Origin of the sequence: Bradyrhizobium australiense (genome assembly GCF_013114825.1) — a bacterium.
Taxonomy (GTDB): Bacteria; Pseudomonadota; Alphaproteobacteria; order Rhizobiales; family Xanthobacteraceae; genus Bradyrhizobium; species Bradyrhizobium australiense.
On the sequence record NZ_JAAVLX010000010.1, the window covers coordinates 201,285 to 220,626 of the forward strand.

Below are 19,342 nucleotides of genomic sequence, written 5' to 3' on the forward strand. Positions count from 1 at the left end.
TCCGGGATCCTTATCCGGTTTGCGAAAGAGCCCCCGGATTGCGCTGCGCTCCATCCGGGCTACGATATCAAAACCTCAGCAGCTTCGCCCCGGCGAGCGCGCCGATCGCGGTCACCAGCGCGGTCGCGATCGTGTACCAGGTCGCGACGAACAGCGGTGAATCATCGGTGCAGTGTGAGGCGTAGAGCGTTGCTGCCAATCCCGCCGACAACAGTCCGGCGATGGCGCCCGCCAATGCGGGCCGCGACGGCGCCCCGTGACGCAATCCGAGCAGCGCGCCGGCCAGGAGCGGCAACGACATCAGCGGGATCGCCGTCATACAGACCGACGAATTCTTGCCGACCAGCCGCGTCATCATCGGCAGCCGTTGCGGCATCATCATTTCGCCGCCAATCCCGGCGGTCAAAATTCCCACCGGCGCCAGCAGCAGCCAGCCAAAGCCGCGCAGGGAAGCCTCGGGCCGCGACAAATGCAGGCTAACGGCAATCGCCGAGATCGCGAGCGCCAGCGTCACCGCGAATTTCAGTTCGAAGAACGGATTGCGCATCGCAACCAGCACGTCGGGCCTGACGCCGAGTTCCGTAAAGAACATCAGCAGCGACACCGGCGCCGCGGCCAAGAGTGCCAGCATCAGTGCAAAACCGACCGGACGCGCGCGGTGCGCGTTGTCGGCCGCTAACGTTCGAATGAGCTGATCGGTATCCATGCTCAGTTTTCCCGTAACTTCGCCGTCAAGCTGGTCAGCCCCCGGTGCAGCGCCACCCGCACCGCGCCCTCGCTCATCGAAAATTTCGCCGCCGTATCCTTGATCGAGGCGCTGTCGACCGCGATCGACTGCAGCACCTCGCGCTGCCGCGCCGGCAGCGTCTGAAGCTGGGCGGCGACCTCGCTTGGCGAAGCCGTCTCGGCCGGCGCTTCGCCCGCCAGCGTCTCGGCGAAATCGTCAATATCGACGAAAATGCGCCGGCCGCGGCGGCGGAGCGCATCGATCAGCTTGTTGCGGGCAATCGCAAACAGCCAGGGGGCAAAGGGGGCGGTGACGTCCCAGGTGTGCCGCTTCAGATGGACCGCCAGTAAAATGTCCTGCACGATGTCCTCGGATTGATCGACCGGTTGCCCTGCCCGCGCCAGACCGCGGCGCGCCGCAGCCCGGAGCACCGGCGTGACGGCTTTGAGCAGGCGATGATACGCCGCGCTGTCGCCTGCAATGGCCGACCGCATCAGGCCGGTCCATTCGTCATCCCGTTCGCGCACCCGCGCTCCTACCCTGCAATTCGTTCGATCTTTCAATTTGTTACATCAGGACGATCCGATCACGAAGTCGTGATCAAAGGTCCCGTCGGCAGCTTGGGCCGGCTCCTATCCGGGAATCAGGGCGGACCGGCTGCGCCCATAGCAGGCTCATAACATTGATTGCGCGGGGTCGCATCCGGCGTAGCTCGCTCTCTCTGGAGCATCCGCGCCGGCAAAAATTCATGCCAGCACGCCGCTGCAACGCCCATTGCCCAGCTTTTGCCCGGTGTTGCCCGAAGATTCCCATTTTCCGCCGTGCTGTGGACACCTGCGGGGTCTCATTTCGCCGCTGGGCGGCGGCCAATGGGGAGATTCCAGATGACGATCCGAGCCAGCGCGGGGTCGGCCTTCATTCTTGCGGCAGGGCTTTTGGTAAGTTTCGCAGCACCACCGCCGGCGATGGCCGCCGGCGCCGATGGCGCCGCGGTGTCGAAACCGGAGGGCGCGACGTCCGAAAAGCCCGTCAGGCACAGTTCGCGTTACCTCAAGAAGCGCTACGCCCATCGCAACTCTACGCGTGCATCAACGAAATCCGCCGAGGACAAAAAGCCCGACGAAAAGCAGGTCGCCGATGCGAGTGGCCGCACTCCGCCCGCGATGCCCGAATGGCTGGCCAACGCCAACGCGCAGATGACCGCAGCCGATGCGCCGTCCGACAGCGCCAAGGGGATGTCGGCGGCGATGTCCGAGAAAGCCAACACGGTCCTGCAGGCGGCGGTGGACAAGCCGGCCGACGCCGACGCGCAGGCCGATGCCACTGTGGTTGCCTCCGACCAGCTCAACGATGTTGATCGGGCTCTGCAGGCGACCCCGCCCGAGGGCTCCGCCACGCAGACGGTCGCGATGGCCTCGACCAAACCAGCCTCGGAAGACGCCGATCAGGCCGCCAACAACGATAGTTCCACGCTGGACAAGACCTCGCTGATCGGAAAGATCTTCATCGCCTTCGGCGCCCTGCTGACGATGGCCTCGGCCGCGCGCATGTTCATGGCGTAGCTATCAGCATACCAGGCACTGCATTCCCGCCTCCGGGATCCGTTCCAGCCCACTTGAAGCCCACCCCGGCAGCGGGCACATTGCCCGCGAAAACGACTACCCGGGGTGGATCATGGCAACGTTCGAAAACATCATTGTCGAGAGCAAGGGCGCGGTCGGCATCATTACGCTGAACCGGCCGAAAATGCTCAATGCACTGTCGTTCGGCGTATTTCGTGAAATCGCCGCCGCGGTCGATGACCTTGAGGCCGACGACAAGATCGGCTGCATCCTGCTTACCGGCAGCGAAAAGGCGTTCGCCGCCGGCGCGGACATCAAGGAGATGCAGCCGAAAAGCTTCATCGACATGTTCTCCAGCGATTTCACTGCGATCGGCGGCGACCGCGTCGCCACCTGCCGAAAACCGACGATCGCCGCCGTCAGCGGATACGCGCTCGGCGGCGGTTGCGAACTCGCCATGATGTGCGACATCATCATCGCCGCCGACACCGCCAAATTCGGCCAGCCCGAAATCACGCTCGGCACCATCCCGGGCATCGGCGGCACCCAGCGGCTGACGCGCGCGATCGGCAAGTCCAAGGCGATGGATCTATGCCTCACCGGACGCATGATGGATGCGGCGGAAGCGGAGCGTTCGGGCCTGGTCAGCCGCGTTGTGCCGGCGGATAAGTTGATGGAAGAGGCATTGGCGGCCGCGGAAAAGATCGCCTCGATGTCGCGACCCGCGGCCGCGATGGCCAAGGAGGCCATCAACCGCGCGTTCGAAACCCCGCTGTCAGAGGGCATGAACGTCGAGCGCAATCTGTTCCACTCGACATTTGCGCTGGAAGACCGTGCCGAAGGCATGGCGGCGTTCATCGAGAAGCGCAAGCCGGTAAACAAGAACAGATAGGCTCAGCTCTCTCCCACGTCGTCCCTGCGAAAGCAGGGACCCATACGCCGCGGCCGTCGTGTTGAAGCACTGATGGCGGATATCTTCTTTAAACAACTACGTCCTGTGGTTATGGGTCCCTGCGTCCGCAGGGACGACGCTGTGTTTTAGCGTGCGGCTCCTCGCCAGTGCCGCGTTCACCAGCGCGCGATAGGCGCGTTCGACGAACGTCATCGGACGATCGAGACCGAGCCGCGCCAGGCATTCGCGGCTCGAAGCGTCTGGCGGCTGGGTCATCCCCTGCCACAGCATTCCGGGCAGACGCAGCGGCGTCCGCTGCGCCTCCCGCAGCAACTGCAAGGCCGGGATCAACCGTTGCTCGACCTCGGTAAAATCGCTGCCGAACGGGAATGACGGCAATAGTCCCGCCTCGCGCGCAGGCTTCAGGGCCTCGGCGATCCGCTCCGGAAGGTTCTCGCGATATGCGCGCGGAATTTCGAACTCCTTCGGCAGTTTGCCGGCATCCTTGGCGATCCTGGCCAGTTCATCCTGGAAACGGGAATCCGTGACCGCGAGCATCGCCGCGATGGTCTCGGCGTCCGATTTGCCCCTGACATCGGCAACGCCGTATTCGGTAACGAACACATCGCGCAGATGCCGCGGGATGGTCTCGTGACCGTAGTTCCAGCGGATATTGGAGTGCGTCCTCCTGCCCACCTGCCGCGTCGCTTCCAGCGTGAGAATAGACCGCGCGTCTGCAAGCGCGAACGCCTGGGCGACGAAATTGTACTGGCCCCCGACGCCGCTGACGACCTGGCCATCGTCGAGGCCGTCGGAGACCGCTGCTCCCATCAAGGTCGCCATCATCGCATTGTTGACGAAGCGGGCGCCGACGCGCGCCCGGCGCTTAGCGTCCTCATCGCCATAGAGCTCGTTGGTGAACGATACGGGCATCATCTGGATGCGCGCGAGTTGGTCGGGCGGCATCTCGCGCAACGCGCGATAGAACGATTTCGGCCCGAGGAAGAATGCGCCGTGCAGCGCGACGCCGTCGACGTCGCGCTTGAGAATATCGGCCTCGATCAGGCCAAGAAATGCCTCGATCAGCATTTCGCTGACCCCATACAGCCCCTTCTCGAATGGCGAGCTTTCCACCGGCTCCACCCCCGGCGCGAGCCGCTTCATGATGGCGCGGAACTGCGCATTGTCGCGATGGCGAACGATCAGCCCCTGTGCCAGCGCATCGCCAACCTGCCCGATACCGATCTGCAGCGTGCCGCCATCAGGCACGAAGCTGGCCGCATGAAACCCGATGGCGTATTTGATGTCGCTGACCGGCTCGGCCGGCGGCGCGAACAGCGGGAAATCCGTCGTGGGGCTGTCGACCACCGCGGAGAATTCGTCCGCCGGCAGATCGCCCGCACCCGGCATGAACGGCAGTTCGGAATTGACCTGGCCGATCAGCTTGAACGATGCCCGGCCGTCGCGTCGGGCGCGCAGGATATCGAGCGTGGTATCGGTGTTGCAGCTCAGGCTGTAGCGCGTCTCACCGTCGACCACACGTTTCGCCACCAGTTGGGTGACGACATTCAGCCCGCGCGTCAGCAGATATGACGAGGCATGGGTATAGTTCGCGGAGATGTAATTCTGTTGCGCGAACGGCACGTGCAGCCATTTGCCCGCCAGGAAGAAAAACTCGATCACCTTCACGTTGGGCGGCAGTTCTCCGGCATGCAGTGCATTCGCATAGGCCAGATCGGGATAACCACCAAACAGCCGATCGATCACCGGGCCGATGAAGCGCCGTTCGAGCAGACTTGAGGGCCGGGGTTTTTCCAGCGTCAGCGCCGAAAAGAACGTCAGGTTAATCGCGCGGTCGGCAGCGGCTCGTGCATATAGCGCGTTGATGACGTGGTTGGCCTTGCCAAGTCCGAGGGGCAATCCGACCACCAGATTGGTTCCGACATCGCGGATGATATCCTCCACGATCGCTTCGGGGTCGGAAAACAGTTTTGGCATCAAGTTGCGGACCCGGGCATAGCTGGAAAGCCAACCGCCCTGAATCGGACGCCAGCCATCGAAGCTATAGCGCATTTGTCGCCGGACTTCGTCTGTGACGAACCGGCAACAGCCAAGCACGGATTTCACCGAATTAATGTACTGATGTCGCGCGGCAGTTTGCCTGTGGCGGCGCCGCCCCCTAAACAGGTAGAGGTGGCCGTCGGCGGGGGCGGACGGCTGGCGCATGATTCGGAAAAAAAGGGCGACCGATTTCCCGAACATGCCGGAACAGCAGATAGAGCAGGATGGCTCGAAGACGGGTTATCACGTTCAAGTGTCGACTACGGGATCAAATGGCGAGGCATGCCGCTAACATTGGCCACGTTGCAAGGCGCATGCTTCGAACGGGCATTTGCCTTGGGGTGGTGACGTGCGCCGCGTTGGCTGCGCCGGCCGCGTACGGTGAAAATCTGCCGGAGGCGTTGGCCAAGGCCTATCAGACCAATCCGCAGCTCAACGCCGAACGGGCACGCCAGCGCGCTACCGATGAGAACGTGCCGCAGGCGCTTGCGGGCTACCGGCCGCAGATCGTCGCGAGCCTATCTGCCGGCCTGCAGGCGGTGCGCAATCTGCTGCCCGACAACACCATCCAGTCCGCGACATTAAAACCCTGGACCATCGGGGTGACAGTCACCCAGACGCTGTTCAACGGTTTCAAGACCGCCAATAGCGTCCGCGTGGCGGAACTGCAGGTGCAGTCCGGCCGCGAAGCATTGCGCAACGTCGGCCAAGGTGTGCTGCTCGACGCCGTCACCGTCTATACCAACGTGCTCGCCAACCAATCGTTGGTCGAAGCGCAGCGCGCCAACGTCGCGTTCCTGCAGGAAACGCTCGGGATCACGCAGAAGCGTCTCAATGCAGGCGACGTCACGCCCACCGACACCGCGCAGGCCGAGGCGCGCCTCAGCCGGGGCCGTGCCGACCTGAATGCCGCAGAGGTCAATCTCGCCGTCAGCCAGGCGACGTATACGCAGGTTATCGGCAATGCGCCCAGCCAGCTCCGCCCCGCCGAGACCGTGGACCGCCTGCTGCCGCGCAGCCGCGACGACGCCACCGGAATGGCCTTCCGCGGGCATCCCGCCGTGATGGCGGCAAGCTTCGACTTCGATGTCGCCACCACTTCGATCCGCGTCGCCGAAAGCAGCCTGATGCCGACCATCACGCTGCAAGGCAGTGCCAGCCGCAGTAAGCAGTCCGATCCAACACTAGGCACTTTCGGGACCGATCAGGCCTCCGTGACTACCCAGCTCACCCAGCCGATCTATGACGGCGGCATGGCGGCGTCACAGACCCGGCAGTCCAAGGAAATCGCAACTCAAAGCCGGCAGGTGCTGGACCAGGTCCGCAACCAGGCCCGCACCGCCGCGGTCGGCGCCTGGGTCGCCAATGAAGGTGCCAAGATTGCGGTCACCGCATCCGAGGCCGAAGTCCGCGCCGCCACCGTCGCGCTGCAGGGCGTGCAGCGGGAGGCGGCCGGCGGCCAGCGAACCACGGTCGACGTGCTGAACGCTCAACAGGACCTGATTTTGGCCAAGGCGCGCCTGATCGGCGCGCAGCGCGACCGCGTGATCGCCTCCTATACCCTGCTGAGCGCCATCGGCCGACTCGACGTCAAGAATCTCGGCCTCAACACGCCGGATTATCTGCCGGAAACGCACTACCATCAGGTGCGCGACGCGTGGCATGGCCTGCGGACGCCGTCCGGGCAGTAGGTTGTATTTTCTCTTGATATTAACCGGACGCTGATCATGTCCGGTATTTTGTCGCCAGCAACTCGCCTTGGCCTAAAACTCGGGTCCGTTTCCGCCCCCTTTTGATGATCGATTTGCGAGGCCTCGTGGGTTCAAACGTTCTGCGCTGGTCTGCCAACGGCCTGTTGGTCCTGCTCCTATCGGCACTCCTTCTGATCATCTCATTTCGCATGGCGGCGTCGATACGCGAAACCGGCACGCGTGCTCAACTTGCGCCAAGGACCGGCCATTTGGTGCCGACCCGTTCAGGCGGCGTGTTCGTGCAGGAGAAGGGCCCGGCGGACAGCACTCCAGTGGTCCTGTTTCATGGCACGGCGGCGTGGAGCGAGCTATGGCGGCATACCACCGATGTGCTGGCCGCGGCCGGCTTTCATGTGATTGCGCTCGATCTGCCACCGTTTGGGTTCTCGGATCGTCCCGGCAGCTATACGCGGCAGGACCAGGCTTCCCGGATCAACGACGTGCTCGATACGCTGGAGGTCCGGCCCGCCATCATCGTCGGTCACTCCTTCGGCGCTGGTGCGGCGACCGAACTCGTGATGCGATATCCGGACCGGGCGCGGGCCCTGGTGCTGGTCGATGCGGCGCTCGGATTGACGGCAGCGACATCGGCCGCGCCCTGGGTGATCCAGCCGCAATGGATTCGCGAAATCCTGGTGTCGCTGACCATCACCAATCCCATCGCGACGCAAATGCTGCTCCAATCGCTGATCGCGAAGAAGGAGCGCGCGCTGCCGGAATATGTCGCGATCCTGCAAAGGCCGCTGGCGCAGCGCGACAGCACGAGCGATATCGCCGACTGGCTGTATTATTTCCTCGGCTCCGACACCAACGCCGCGAGCGCGGACCGCAATGCCTATGCGAAGCTGGGAGTCCCCGTTGCAATCCTGTGGGGCGACAAGGACACCATCACCCCTGTGGAGCAAGCCCTCGATCTGCGGACACTGCTGCCGCCTGACACGGACCTGACATTGCTGCCGGGGCTCGGTCATATTCCGCAGATCGAGGACCCTGACTTGTTCAACGACGCCCTGCTCAAGACACTTGGAAAACTCTAGACTGGCCCGAGATTCGAACTGGCCGGAGACATCATGGACGTCATCAGATTGTGCGCTTGGGGCTACGCCGCCCTGCTCGGATTCGTGATCCTCACCGGCTACATCCCGGCCTTCATCGACGCCAATGACATGATTTTCGGCCTGTTCCGCCGCACCTGGTATGCCGACGGCCTGCATCTCGTTTCGGCGCTATGGGCGGCCGTTGCGGCGATGACCTCGCGCCGCGCCTCGGAATTGTTCTTTCAACTATTCGGCGTATTCTATTTCGCCGACGGCGTGCTCGGGCTGCTCACCGGCAGCGGTTATCTCGACTTCGGCATCCTGATCAACGGTGTGCTCAACCTGTCGCTCTCGACGCGGTTTTTCGCCAACGCGCCGCATCTCGGCCTCGGCGGCGTCGCCATCCTGATCGGCTATCTGCTCGCGCCGCGGACGCGGACCGCCGTTCATGCTTAAATGGCTGCGGCGTATCCTCGCCGTTGTCGCAATCCTGATTGCGCTGACGGTGCTTCTGCCGCTGGCCTATGTCGAGGGCACATGCCGGCCCGCGGCGGGCGCATCGGCCTCGACCGCGCCGGCCGTCACCCTGCCCGCGATCGACGAGCCGGGCTACCGGCGCAAGCTGAACAACACGTTCTTCACCTTTCCGGAGTGGTACATCGTCTATTCCTTCGAGGATTTCGGCCGTTTCCTCGACCGCTCCAGCGAAAGCCATTTTGGCTATCTCGGCCACATCTTCGGTTTCTGGCGCAGTTTCTGCACCATCAACCGTACCGTGCCCGCGACGGGAGAATCGCTGGCCGAAGTGAAGACGATGATTTACGTGATCGGCATCAGCTATTCCGTCGAATACGCCGTCAAGGGATTGTACGAGAACACCATCGGCCGCGTGTTCGAATGGATCAGGGGCGAGAAGCGCACGCCGCAGGATGAATTCGGCCGCGCAGTGCTGCAGGATTATGCCGCGTTCCTCTACACCATCCCCTGGTACAGATATCCGTTCCGCGAGAAACTCGACGGCCTGTTCGCGATCTCGGCGCCGACGCCGAGCAGCTTGCGCAGCTCGGAACGCGACTTCGCACTCGGCGCGGAATATTTCGTCAAGATCGGTTACGCCGCGCTGATCCAGAAGGCGCTTGATGCCAGCAACGACAATGAGCCGCGCGACATCATGTTTGCCGTCGCGACGCTGCCGCCGGAGGTGCTGGCGAAGGAGCCGCGCATCAAGCCGATCCGCGCGCTAAACGCACAATGGCAGCTCGTGCAGACGCCGCGCTACAAGGCCTTCACTGATATCCTTCGGGGCCTGCTGGATCTGGGCTATGGGGTTGCGGAGATCGCGGGCAATCACGACATTCTCGTCACCGCGATTGCCCCCGATGCCGCCAAGCTCGACATCAAGGGGACAACGGAACTGTTTTCACTGGAGCTCGATGCGAAGCCCGGCTTTCGCCGGGCCGGTCTGAAGGCCAGCGTCGACCGTCTCATGGATATCAACCGCGAGCTCAAGGCCAAGGGTGCAAGCATTGAGCACTTCTATGATTACTGACAGGCGTCAGTGCGGCAGTTGGCGGTGCGGCCGAATTGCCGGCATTATCGCGCTCGTCATCGTCGGCTGGCTCGCTGTGGTCGTTGCGTTGACCTTCGGCTCAGCCCCCGGCAAGTCGATGGCGGTCATTGGCCCGCCTTCCCAGGCGCTGGCTGCGATCGCCAAGGCCAACGGCCGCATTCTCGCGTCGAACAACTATGTCAGCATCGCGCGTTCCGACGACGCCGATTTCGTCGGCCGTCTCTACGCGGCCGGCGCGCTGTTGGTGCTCGACGCCGAACAGGCGGGCGGCTGCAGCGGCCTGCTGCCGAAGCGGTTCACCGCGCAGCTTTGACGGACCAGAGTTCCAGCCATCCTGGCCGGTCCACCTCGAACGGCCTAGTCCTTTTGTACCTGCAGCGTGTCTCACCACTTGAGTACCCATTTCGGCCGAAATGACTGTATAATGGTGCCGGGCCGACGTTCCCGGCCGACGGGCGAAGACCATGATCAAGACATTAATGAACCGATTGGCCGTGTCCCTGATAGGGCTTGTTGCCGCTAGTGGCATCGCAACGATCGTCGTCATCCAGTACATCGGGCGCGAGCCGATTGCTGACAAGGCCGCAAGCGTCGCGCCAAAGCCGGTCACTGAGGAGCGCGCCAAGGGGCCTGCACTCGCAAGCGCGCAGGTGGAGGCAAACGCGGTGGCGGCCGCGCTGGCCGGATCGACTGCAGCTCTCGACAGCGATGGCGGGCCGGCATTCGACGTCGCCCGGATCGAGCCGAACGGCGAAGCTGTCATCGCGGGACGCGCGGCGCCGGGCGTCACCGTGGAACTGCTGCGCAATGGCGAACTGCATGATCGCGTGGTCGCGGATCAATCCGGGCAATTCGCCATGATCCCGCCCCCGCTTCCGCCAGGCACTTATGACCTGACGTTGCGCGCCAAGCAGCCGGACGGCAGAGAGACCATATCCAAACAGAGCGTGACAGTGGCGCTTGAGCCGAACCTGAAGGAACGGCCGGTCGTGGCCCTGATGACGCCAAACAAACCTACCGTTGTGATGTCACAGCCGGCCCAAGCAAAGCCGGAATCCACTGCAGTGGTTGTCGAGGCGGTCGAGACCGAGGCCGGCGGCAAATTCCATGTGAGCGGCCGTGCGCGCGCCGGCGCTCCGATGAGGCTCTATCTGAACGACAGCTTCATTGCGTCGGTAACGGCGGGGGCGGACGGACGCTTTGCCGTCACGATCAATGAAGGGATCGGGCCCGGAAACTATCGCGTAAGGCTGGACGAGGTGGATTCGAAGTCCGGCGCGGTGCGTGGGCGGGCCGAGGTGCCGTTCAACGCGCCCGACCCGGCGGTTACCGCATCGATGCCCGCGCGGACCTCGCCGTCCAAACCAGGCTCCGTCGCCCAACCGCAGTCGCAGGTGGCGGATGCCGCAGCCGCTGCCCTGCCGGACGTAACGAACTCCTCAACCGTGGTGGTGCCGAAGATCACGACCACCACCGTATCGCGCGGCGACAGCCTGTGGCGCATCAGCCAGGCCACCTACGGTGCGGGCACGCGCTACGCCACGATTTACAAGGCCAACCGAGAGCAAATCCGCAATCCCAACCTCATCTATCCCGGCCAGATCTTTGTCATTCCCAACCGGGAAGCCAATCCTTAAGGAGTGCCCGCAAACGGACTTTCATGCTCCTGCCGTTCTAAAGAAATGGCCTTCGAAAAATAACGAACGCGCCAAAGACGCTGTTTGGCCGATCCCGTACTCGGTCTTTGATGGCACGTTGGGCGAATGCATCACGAAGTTCCTGGAGCAGCCGCTGCGCCAACGTCATCTGTACGAGATTCACACTGCCCGACAGGGCGAGTTGATCCCTGAAGTCATCTCCGCCGAACTCGTGGTTGAAATTGCCAGGCTGCGCGATTTTTTGTGATGTGAACGATTACCATCTCGCTTTGCCGAGAGATGCACGATGCTCAGTATGGCGGATAGACATTACGACGCGTACTTCTGGTAAAACGTATTGGTGAACAACTCGACGGGATCATACTTCCGCTTCGCTGCGAAGAAATCGTTGATCTGCGGATACGAGCGCTGCAACTGGTCACGCGAATAATGGAGCTGGTACGGCAGGAAGAACCGGCCCTTGTGCGCGATCGTGAGGTCGATCAGTTCCTCCGTCGCCTTCTTCATCTGCCGGTTGCCCTCTTCATCCGTGGTCTGGTTGATATAGAGCACCAGCGAGAACGCCGGCTCCGGCGAATAGGTCAGGAAGTTGTTCTCCTGATGAACGACGCGGACCGATGCGTTCAGCAGATTTGTCTTGTTGTCGGTCAGCACCTTGCGCATGCCATCGACAAACGAGACGAACTGACTGCGCGGGATGAAATATTCGTGCAGGATGTCGGTATCGTCGGGTAATGAATTGCGCAAGTAAGGCACCGAATCGTGCATCGGGTCGTTGCGGTTGACGAGGCAGGCCTCCGCCGATCCGATCGCCTGCGCGCGCGTCACCGTGCAATTTTCCATTCGGTGCTCGATGTGCTTCTCCGACAGCCACTTCATTTCCTGAAACAACGGGCCTTGCTTGGAAAGGTTGATAGTCAGCCGCCGCAGCTTGGTACCGTTGACCTCACCGAGCGGCTGGCGCTTGAAATCGGTGCCGTCGACTTTGGTGTAGGTATAGAGCAGCAGCTCCTTCAGGAAAGTGCTCGGCGCGGTCGAGAGGTGGCCGTACATCAGGCCGATATTGCCGTCCTTCTCGATCTCGCCGGCAAACAAGGCCGGAAACTCCTTGTAGTCCATCACCCGACGGCCAGTCTGATAGACGAGGTTGTCAGCGATATCGAGTTCGGCCTCGACGATGACGCCGAACAGGCCATAGCCGCCGACCACGAGGTTGAACAGATCCGGATTCTCGGTCGCTGATACCGTACGCAGCGACCCGTCCGCCAGCATCACTTTCATCGACTTGATCGATTTGGCGAGCGCGCCGGCCTGATGGTCCATGCCATGGGCGTTGACCGAGATCGAGCCGCCAACGGTGAAGATATCGGTCGACTGCATGGCGCGCACCGCAAAGCGCGGATGCAGCGCGTTCTGGATGTCGTGCCAGGTCGCGCCCGGCTGCACCGTGACCGATCGTGCGCTCTCGTTCAGCACGATCTTGTTGAAGCTTCGCATATCAAGCACGATGCCGCCCTTGCGGAAGGCGTGCCCGCCCATGCTGTGGCGCACGCCGGCGGTGGTGACGGAGAGCTTGTTGTCGCGTGCAAAGGCCAGCGTCTTGGCAATGTCCTCGATGCTGCGCACATCGACCGCGCCGTAGATTTCGGTCTTGTTGAGACAACTCGCATCATTAATGCTGCCGCCGAGCTGCGACCATTTCACGTCCTTGAGCGGCGCTATCGCCTTGATCCGCTCCAGATCGATTTTCGCGTGCTCGCCGCCGCCGACCGCGGGGCTGCAATCCTTTTCGCCTGCGGGATCGGCGGCCAGCGCCTGAAGCTTGCGATAGCTGTAAACGCCGAGCAGCACGACTACCACGGCGGCCACGGAGACGCCGGTTTTTAATTTTTGCGAAAATTTTTTCATAAATCGATTCCAGGGGATTGCGAGATATTCCGGGGGCGCGGTTCTTTAGTCAAATAGCGGTGGCTTCTGGTTCGATAGACCAGGTTGCGTTACCGAAGCGATAAGCCGGAGCGAACAAATGAAGAGCTGCCACATACACGTGATGGGAGCATCGGGTGCGGGGGTCACCAGCCTCGGCCGCGCTCTCGCCAGTGCGTTGGCCATCTCGCATCACGACACCGACGATTATTTCTGGCTGCCGACCGAGCCGCCCTACCGGCATATTCGCGACGTCGCGGAGCGCCTGAAGCTGATGCAGGCTGTCTTCCTGCCGCGCGCGGCCTGGATATTGAGCGGATCGCTGAACGGTTGGGGTGACGTGCTGAGCCCACATTTCGACGTGGTTGTCTTCCTCACAACCCCTCGCGAGATACGGCTGCAGCGGCTGCGTGCCCGCGAGGCCACCCGATTTGGGACTGAGGCGGTGGCGGCCGGTGGCTGGCGGCATGCAGAGACCGAGGAATTCATCGAATGGGCGTCAGGTTATGAGGATGGCAATGTGAGCCGTACCCAAGCAAAGCATCAGGCCTGGCTTGCCAAACTGCCCTGCCCTGTGCTGCGGATGGATGGATCACGGCCGTTGCCCGAACTGGTCGCCGAAGTTCGCGGAATGATCGGCGGCGACGGCGACAGCCCGGCATGAAGGGCGCCTTCCCGCGGCCCACTTCTGCCGATATTCTCTCCGCAGGCCGCGGCGAAGCGACGCCCGGCTCTCAGGGGAGGACGCTGGAGTTGACGGGGGACCGCGCCCTGTCGAGACGACAATAATCAACAATCGAATCGCAGGGAGAACACCAATGCTGACGCGACGCAGTATGATGCTTGCCTCCATCGCAGCCGGAGTGATCATGAACAACAGAACCGCTTCCGCCAAAGCGGCGCAGCCGGCGACGCCGGTGAATTTCGACGTGCCCGCGGGCGCCTGCGACTGCCACACCCACATTCACCCCGACCCCGAAAAATTCCCGTTCTTCTCCGGCCGCGTCTATACGCCCGAACTGGCCTCGCCTGAGGAGATGACCGCCCTGCACAAGGCGCTGCACATGGAGCGCGTGGTGATCGTCACGCCCTCGATCTACGGCACCGACAATTCGGCGACGCTGTTCGGCATGGCGGCGCGGGGACCGACCGCGCGCGGGGTCGCCGTGATCGACGACAAGACGTCGGAGAGCGATCTCGATGTGATGGGCAAGGCCGGCATTCGCGGCGTCCGACTCAATCTCGCAACCGGCGGTGTCAACGATCCGAACGTCGCCCGGCCGCGATTTACGACCGCCGTCGAGCGCATGAAAGCGCGCGGCTGGCACGTGCAGCTTTACACAAACCCGGCGATGATCACCGCGATCAAGGATCTGGTCATGGCCTCGCCGGTGCCGGTCGTATTCGATCATTTTGGCGGCGCACAGGCAGCCCTTGGCGTCGAGCAGCCGGGCTTTGCCGATCTCGTCGACCTCGTGAAGTCGGGCAAGGCTTATGTGAAGATCTCCGGCGCTTACCGTGCCTCAAAGCTCGCCCCCGATTATACCGACTGCATACCGCTCGCCCAGACGCTGATCGGGGCCAATCCCAACCGCATCGTCTGGGGCACCGACTGGCCGCACCCGGATTCCGTGACCCCGCCGGGCAAGAAGATCAGCGACGTGACGCCGCTGTTCCAGATCGATGACGGACGGCTGTTGAAAAAGCTTCCGGTGTGGGCGCCGGATGCGGCGATCCGCAAGAAGATCCTGGTCGACAACCCGGTGCAGCTTTACGGATTCTGAAGCCCGGCGCCCGACATCGCGGCCCGCTGCTGTCCGAGGGGTCGCGGTCAAAGTTGCGCAGCCAGTCACCGGCCTTACATAGGCCGCCAAACGGGAACAGGTGAAATCCTGCGATCGAAGCCGTTACGGCTGCGGGCGCTGATCGCAATCCCTTAACGACGTCGTCTGGCCCGGCGTCCGTCAACAGACGGCCGAACCGCCCGATCTGGGCCCGCAGCGCGCGCATGGAATTGCGGATGCCGCAGCGGAGCGCGAACTTTGTCAATGTCGCAGGTGTCGCCGGACCGGCCAGGCCGACGATGACAGGCAGCTCGATGTCGGCGTGATCAAGAGCGCCGATCCATTGCAGGATCGGCGCGCTCTCGAAGCAGAATTGTGTGACCACATCGACCCGCGTTCGCGACCGCTGCCCCAGTCGCGCCACGCCTTCAGGCCGCTCAGTGCATCCGGTAGTTCGAGATAGGGATGCCCTCGGGATGGCCGGCCACGCTGACCGACGCAATGCTGTGCGCATCGAGCAAGCCGCTGGCGGCGACATTGCGCGTCGATTTGAACGGGCCTCTCGCAGCGGCGACGTCGCCCGCGATCAGGACGATGCGCGAGAAATCGGCTTCGCCGCGGGCCCGCGTCAGGAAATTGTTGAGCGCTTCCCGTGAGACCATTTCGCGCGCCGCGATATGAGGCACCGGATTGTAGCCGGCCGGCGCAGCGTGGCAGCCGTTTCAATGTTGTGACGGTAATTGTCGGCGGGCAGGAATGTGATCGTGACATCAGTGCCAGCGGCAAAATGGTCGCGCAGTTCCGCGATCTGGCGCCCGCGCGAGGAGATTTCGACGGAGGCCGAAGGCAGCAGCGCGGCTAATCTGGGGGATTGATCGGAGACGGTCACGGGCGCCTCCCCTTCTCAAGCCGGAGCGCGGCGGCGCGAAATTACGTAGGTTTCGTCGTTGAACCAGAGGCCGCCATGCTTCTTCAGGACGCGGTCGGTGGCTTCGAGATAGCGGCCATCGCGAACCACTTCGGACAGCCTGACGTCCTCGATCTGCGCCACGTAGATCGCGGCGTTCCAGGCCGCGAACAGCGTCGAGGTCCCGATCGGCCCGCTAACCTCGTCCGGCAGCGTGTGCATGTGGTAGCGGAAGATCGAGCGCGCATCCGAAGACGCATTGAAATTGTAGTGCCGCGCCGGCGCGCCAAGGAGCATGGCATGTGCCCACAGCTATTCTAGCGCGCGCGGCGCGAAAACACCGAGATAAGCACCGGTAATGTCACCAGGATCACCAGCGGTGCCAGCATCATGCCGGTGACGACCACGATCGCCAGCGGCTTTTGCACCTGCGAACCGATCCCCTCCGACACCGCCGCCGGCAGCAGGCCGACGCCCGCCACCACGCAGGTCATCAGCACCGGCCGCAATTGCAGCTCGCCGGTACGGATCACCGCGCGCATCCGCTCATAGCCTTCGTCGATGAGCTGATTGTACTGCGACAGGATGATGATGCCGTCCATCACGGCGATGCCGAACAGCGCGATGAAGCCGATCGCCGCCGACACGCTGAAGGGAATTCCCGAGATCAACAATCCGAGCACGCCGCCGAAGATCGCCATCGGAATTACGCTCATCGCAAGCAGCGTGTCGACCATCGAACCGAAATTGAAGAACAGCAGCACGCCAATCAGCGCGAGGCTGATCGGTACCACGATCGACAGCCGCCGGATGGCGTCCTGTAGGTTGCCGAATTCGCCGACCCACTCGACCCGCGATCCCGGGGGAAGCTGAACCTGCTCGGCGACCTTGTCCTGCGCTTCACGGATTGCGCTGCCGAGGTCTCGGTTGCGAACCGAGAACTTGATCGGCAAGTACCGCTCCTGCCCTTCGCGGTAGATGTAAGCGGCGCCCGAAATCAGGTTGATCGAGGCGACCTCGCTGAGTGGGATCTGCGTAATCGCGCCACCCTGCCCTGCCACGCCGATCCGTAAATTGTGGATCGCCTCCGCGCTCTTGCGGTATTCGGGGGCGAGGCGAACGATGATCGGAAAATGCCGGTCGCTGCCGGGCTCATAGAGATCGCCGGCACTGTCGCCGCCGACCGCTACCTTGATGGTAGCATTGATGTCGCCGGGTGACAGGCCGTAGCGCGCAGCGCGGGCGCGGTCGATATCGATCTGGATGGTGGGCTGGCCGAGCGAGGTGAACACGGCGAGATCCGTGACGCCCTGCACGGTGCCGAGCACGGATTTGATCTTGTTTGCGGTATCCGTCAGCGCCTGCAGGTCGTTGCCGTACAGCTTGATCGAGTTCTCGCCCTTGACGCCCGAGACCGCCTCCGAGACGTTGTCTTGCAGATATTGCGAGAAGTTGAATTCGACGCCTGGAAATTTGTCCTGCAATTGCCCCAGCAATTCCGCGGTCAGTTCGTCCTTGTCGCGGGTGCCCGGCCATTCGCTGTTGGGCTTCAAAGGCGCAAAAAATTCCGCGTTGAACAGGCCGGCGGCGTCGGTGCCGTCGTCGGGGCGGCCGTGCTGCGACACCACCGATTCGACCTCGGGACGCGCGCGGATGATCTTGCGCATCTCGTTGACGTAGGCGTTGCCCTCCTGCAGCGAGATGGTCGGCGGCAGCGTGGCGCGGATCCACAAATTGCCCTCTTCCAGCTTGGGCAGGAATTCCAGCCCCAGCAACCGCGCGAACGCGATGGTCATAAGCACGAGAACGGCCGCGCCAGTGAGCACGATCCTGCGGTTTACGAGCGCCCAGTTCAACACCGGCACATATAGCCGATCGAGTTGCTTCACGACCCAGGTTTCGGCTTCATCCAGATGCGAAGGCAGGATGATCGCGCTCAACGCCGGCGTCACCGTAAAGGTCGCGATCAGTCCGCCGGCCAGTGCATAGGCGTAGGTCCGCGCCATCGGCCCGAAGATATTGCCTTCGACGCCGCTAAGCGTGAACAGCGGCAGGAACGCGGCGATGATGATGGCGGCGGCAAAGAAGATCGAGCGCGACACGTCGGCAGCCGCCGACAGGATGGCGTGGCTCTTCATCCCCATCGTGGTATCGAACGAGATGTGGCTCCGCTCGGCTTCCGACAGCGCCGTGGTCTGCGTCAGCCGCCGGAAGATCGCCTCCACCATGATCACGGTGGCGTCGACGATGAGACCGAAATCGATCGCGCCGACCGACAGCAGATTGGCGGATTCGCCGCGCAGCACCAGGATGATGACGGCGAAGAACAGCGCGAACGGAATCGTCGCGCCGACGATTAGCGCGCTGCGGAGATCGCCGAGGAACACCCACTGCAGCAGTACGATCAGGATGATCCCGACCACCATGTTGTGCAGCACCGTGTGCGTGGTGAGATCAATCAGATCCTTGCGGTCGTAGATCCGCTCGATTCTGACGCCCGGCGGCAGGATCGAGGAATGATTGATGTCGTGAACGAGCTTTTCGACACGGGCAATGGTCGGCGAACTCTGCTCGCCGCGACGCATCAGCACAATGCCCTGTACGATGTCGTCATTCTCGTTGATACCGGCGATGCCGAGCCGCGGCTTCTCGCCGACCGTGACAATCGCGATATCCTTGATCAGCACCGGGTTGCCACCGCTTTGCGAGACCATCGTATTGTTGATGTCCTCGATCGAGCGGATTAGGCCGACGCCGCGTACCACGGCCGATTGCGCGCCGATATTGACGGTATTGCCGCCGACGTTGATGTTGGCATTGGAAACGGCCTGCAGCACCTGCGGCAGCGTAAGCCCGTTGGCGACGAGCTTGTTGAAATCGACCTGCAGCTCGTAGGTCTTGGTCTTGCCGCCCCAGCCGGTGACGTCGATGACGCCGGGAACGGCGCGGAAGCGGCGCTGCAATACCCAGTCCTGCAGCGTCTTGAGATCGAGCACGCTGTAATTCGGCGGGCCCGTCAACCGGTAGCGAAAGATTTCGCCGGTCGGGCTCAGCGGCGAAATGCCCGGCTGCACGTTGCCGGGCAGCGGCGCGAGCTGCGACAGCCGGTTCAAGACCTGTTGCAGCGCTTCGTCATAGGTGTAGTCGAAGGAGAACTGCAGTTTGACGTCGGACAATCCGTACAGCGAGATAGTGCGGATGGTGCGCAGGTTCTTGATGCCCGCGACCTGGGTCTCGATCGGAATCGTAATGTAACGTTCGATCTCCTCCGACGACAGCCCCGGGCTTTGCGTCACGATATCGACCATCGGCGGGGTCGGATCGGGATAGGCCTCGATGTTGAGCTGCTTGAACGCGATCAGGCCGCCGACGAACACGGCTATGAACATGCCGACCATCAAATAGCGGCGGCTGACGGCTAGGGCGACCAGGCGATCCATTCAGATCGAAGCTTTCAATGAGGCAGG

The 19,342-nt window shown here is 62.8% G+C and carries 17 protein-coding genes and 1 pseudogene; 11 read left to right on the plus strand and 7 right to left on the minus strand.

The annotated features are described in order from the left end of the window. Window positions 1–67: 67 nt before the first annotated feature. Window positions 68–706, minus strand: coding sequence for an NrsF family protein (locus tag HCN58_RS28370; protein WP_171582647.1), 639 nt, complete (start codon window positions 704–706; stop codon window positions 68–70). 2 nt (window positions 707–708) lie between these two features. Then, on the minus strand, window positions 709–1,254 hold the full coding sequence (locus HCN58_RS28375) for a sigma-70 family RNA polymerase sigma factor (protein ID WP_171582648.1): 546 nt from the start codon (window positions 1,252–1,254) through the stop codon (window positions 709–711). Between the two features lie 357 nt (window positions 1,255–1,611). On the opposite strand from HCN58_RS28375, the gene HCN58_RS28380 reads away from it, so the two are divergent. Then, window positions 1,612–2,289, plus strand: a complete 678-nt coding sequence (locus tag HCN58_RS28380; protein WP_171582649.1) for a hypothetical protein — start codon at window positions 1,612–1,614, stop codon at window positions 2,287–2,289. Between the two features lie 112 nt (window positions 2,290–2,401). Further along, window positions 2,402–3,181: an enoyl-CoA hydratase gene (locus HCN58_RS28385; protein WP_171582650.1), complete on the plus strand. Its 780-nt coding sequence runs from the start codon at window positions 2,402–2,404 to the stop codon at window positions 3,179–3,181. 96 nt (window positions 3,182–3,277) lie between these two features. Here the strand turns inward: HCN58_RS28385 and HCN58_RS28390 are convergent, their stop codons facing one another. Then, the gene (locus HCN58_RS28390) at window positions 3,278–5,179 is read right to left on the minus strand and encodes an acetyl-CoA hydrolase/transferase C-terminal domain-containing protein (RefSeq protein WP_171582769.1); all 1,902 of its coding nucleotides are present in this window, start codon (window positions 5,177–5,179) and stop codon (window positions 3,278–3,280) included. A 377-nt stretch (window positions 5,180–5,556) separates the two neighbouring features. Between HCN58_RS28390 and HCN58_RS28395 the strand changes: the two genes are divergently transcribed. From HCN58_RS28395 to HCN58_RS36195, 7 genes are all read left to right on the plus strand, one after another. Beyond that, window positions 5,557–6,933, plus strand: coding sequence for a TolC family outer membrane protein (locus HCN58_RS28395; protein WP_235983949.1), 1,377 nt, complete (start codon window positions 5,557–5,559; stop codon window positions 6,931–6,933). A 272-nt stretch (window positions 6,934–7,205) separates the two neighbouring features. Then, the gene (locus HCN58_RS28400) at window positions 7,206–8,030 is read left to right on the plus strand and encodes an alpha/beta fold hydrolase (RefSeq protein ID WP_171582652.1); all 825 of its coding nucleotides are present in this window, start codon (window positions 7,206–7,208) and stop codon (window positions 8,028–8,030) included. 33 nt (window positions 8,031–8,063) lie between these two features. Next, window positions 8,064–8,486, plus strand: a complete 423-nt coding sequence (locus HCN58_RS28405; protein WP_171582653.1) for a hypothetical protein — start codon at window positions 8,064–8,066, stop codon at window positions 8,484–8,486. Continuing rightward, window positions 8,479–9,579, plus strand: coding sequence for a hypothetical protein (locus HCN58_RS28410; RefSeq protein WP_171582654.1), 1,101 nt, complete (start codon window positions 8,479–8,481; stop codon window positions 9,577–9,579). The genes HCN58_RS28405 and HCN58_RS28410 overlap by 8 nt, the downstream gene beginning before the upstream one ends. After that, window positions 9,569–9,913: a hypothetical protein gene (locus HCN58_RS28415; protein ID WP_171582655.1), complete on the plus strand. Its 345-nt coding sequence runs from the start codon at window positions 9,569–9,571 to the stop codon at window positions 9,911–9,913. The genes HCN58_RS28410 and HCN58_RS28415 overlap by 11 nt, the downstream gene beginning before the upstream one ends. 151 nt (window positions 9,914–10,064) lie before the next feature. Beyond that, a complete protein-coding gene (locus HCN58_RS28420) occupies window positions 10,065–11,237 on the plus strand; it encodes a LysM peptidoglycan-binding domain-containing protein (RefSeq protein WP_171582656.1) in 1,173 nt (390 codons plus the stop codon). 118 nt (window positions 11,238–11,355) lie between these two features. Further along, on the plus strand, window positions 11,356–11,505 hold the full coding sequence (locus tag HCN58_RS36195) for a hypothetical protein (protein WP_235983951.1): 150 nt from the start codon (window positions 11,356–11,358) through the stop codon (window positions 11,503–11,505). A 62-nt stretch (window positions 11,506–11,567) separates the two neighbouring features. Here HCN58_RS36195 and HCN58_RS28430 read toward each other — a convergent pair whose 3' ends face one another. After that, window positions 11,568–13,166: an FAD-binding oxidoreductase gene (locus HCN58_RS28430; RefSeq protein ID WP_171582657.1), complete on the minus strand. Its 1,599-nt coding sequence runs from the start codon at window positions 13,164–13,166 to the stop codon at window positions 11,568–11,570. 118 nt (window positions 13,167–13,284) lie between these two features. Between HCN58_RS28430 and HCN58_RS28435 the strand changes: the two genes are divergently transcribed. Further along, window positions 13,285–13,848 carry a P-loop NTPase family protein gene (locus HCN58_RS28435; protein WP_171582658.1) on the plus strand — a complete coding sequence of 188 codons (564 nt, stop codon included), beginning with the start codon at window positions 13,285–13,287 and terminating at the stop codon, window positions 13,846–13,848. 154 nt (window positions 13,849–14,002) lie between these two features. Then, window positions 14,003–14,968 (plus strand): amidohydrolase family protein, encoded by a 966-nt coding sequence (locus HCN58_RS28440; RefSeq protein ID WP_171582659.1) that lies wholly within the window; start codon window positions 14,003–14,005, stop codon window positions 14,966–14,968. Between the two features lie 437 nt (window positions 14,969–15,405). On the opposite strand, the gene HCN58_RS28445 is transcribed toward HCN58_RS28440, so the two are convergent. The 3 genes and pseudogenes from HCN58_RS28445 to HCN58_RS28455 all read right to left on the minus strand — a co-directional run bounded on the left by HCN58_RS28445 (window position 15,406) and on the right by HCN58_RS28455 (window position 19,315). Next, window positions 15,406–15,630 carry a hypothetical protein gene (locus tag HCN58_RS28445; RefSeq protein WP_171582660.1) on the minus strand — a complete coding sequence of 75 codons (225 nt, stop codon included), beginning with the start codon at window positions 15,628–15,630 and terminating at the stop codon, window positions 15,406–15,408. 242 nt (window positions 15,631–15,872) lie between these two features. Next, window positions 15,873–16,166 (minus strand): annotated as a pseudogene (locus tag HCN58_RS28450) (hypothetical protein); the annotation flags it as partial. A 26-nt stretch (window positions 16,167–16,192) separates the two neighbouring features. Next, entirely contained in the window at window positions 16,193–19,315 is a 3,123-nt protein-coding gene (locus tag HCN58_RS28455; RefSeq protein WP_171582661.1) for an efflux RND transporter permease subunit, read from the minus strand. Between the last annotated feature and the right edge of the window lie 27 nt (window positions 19,316–19,342).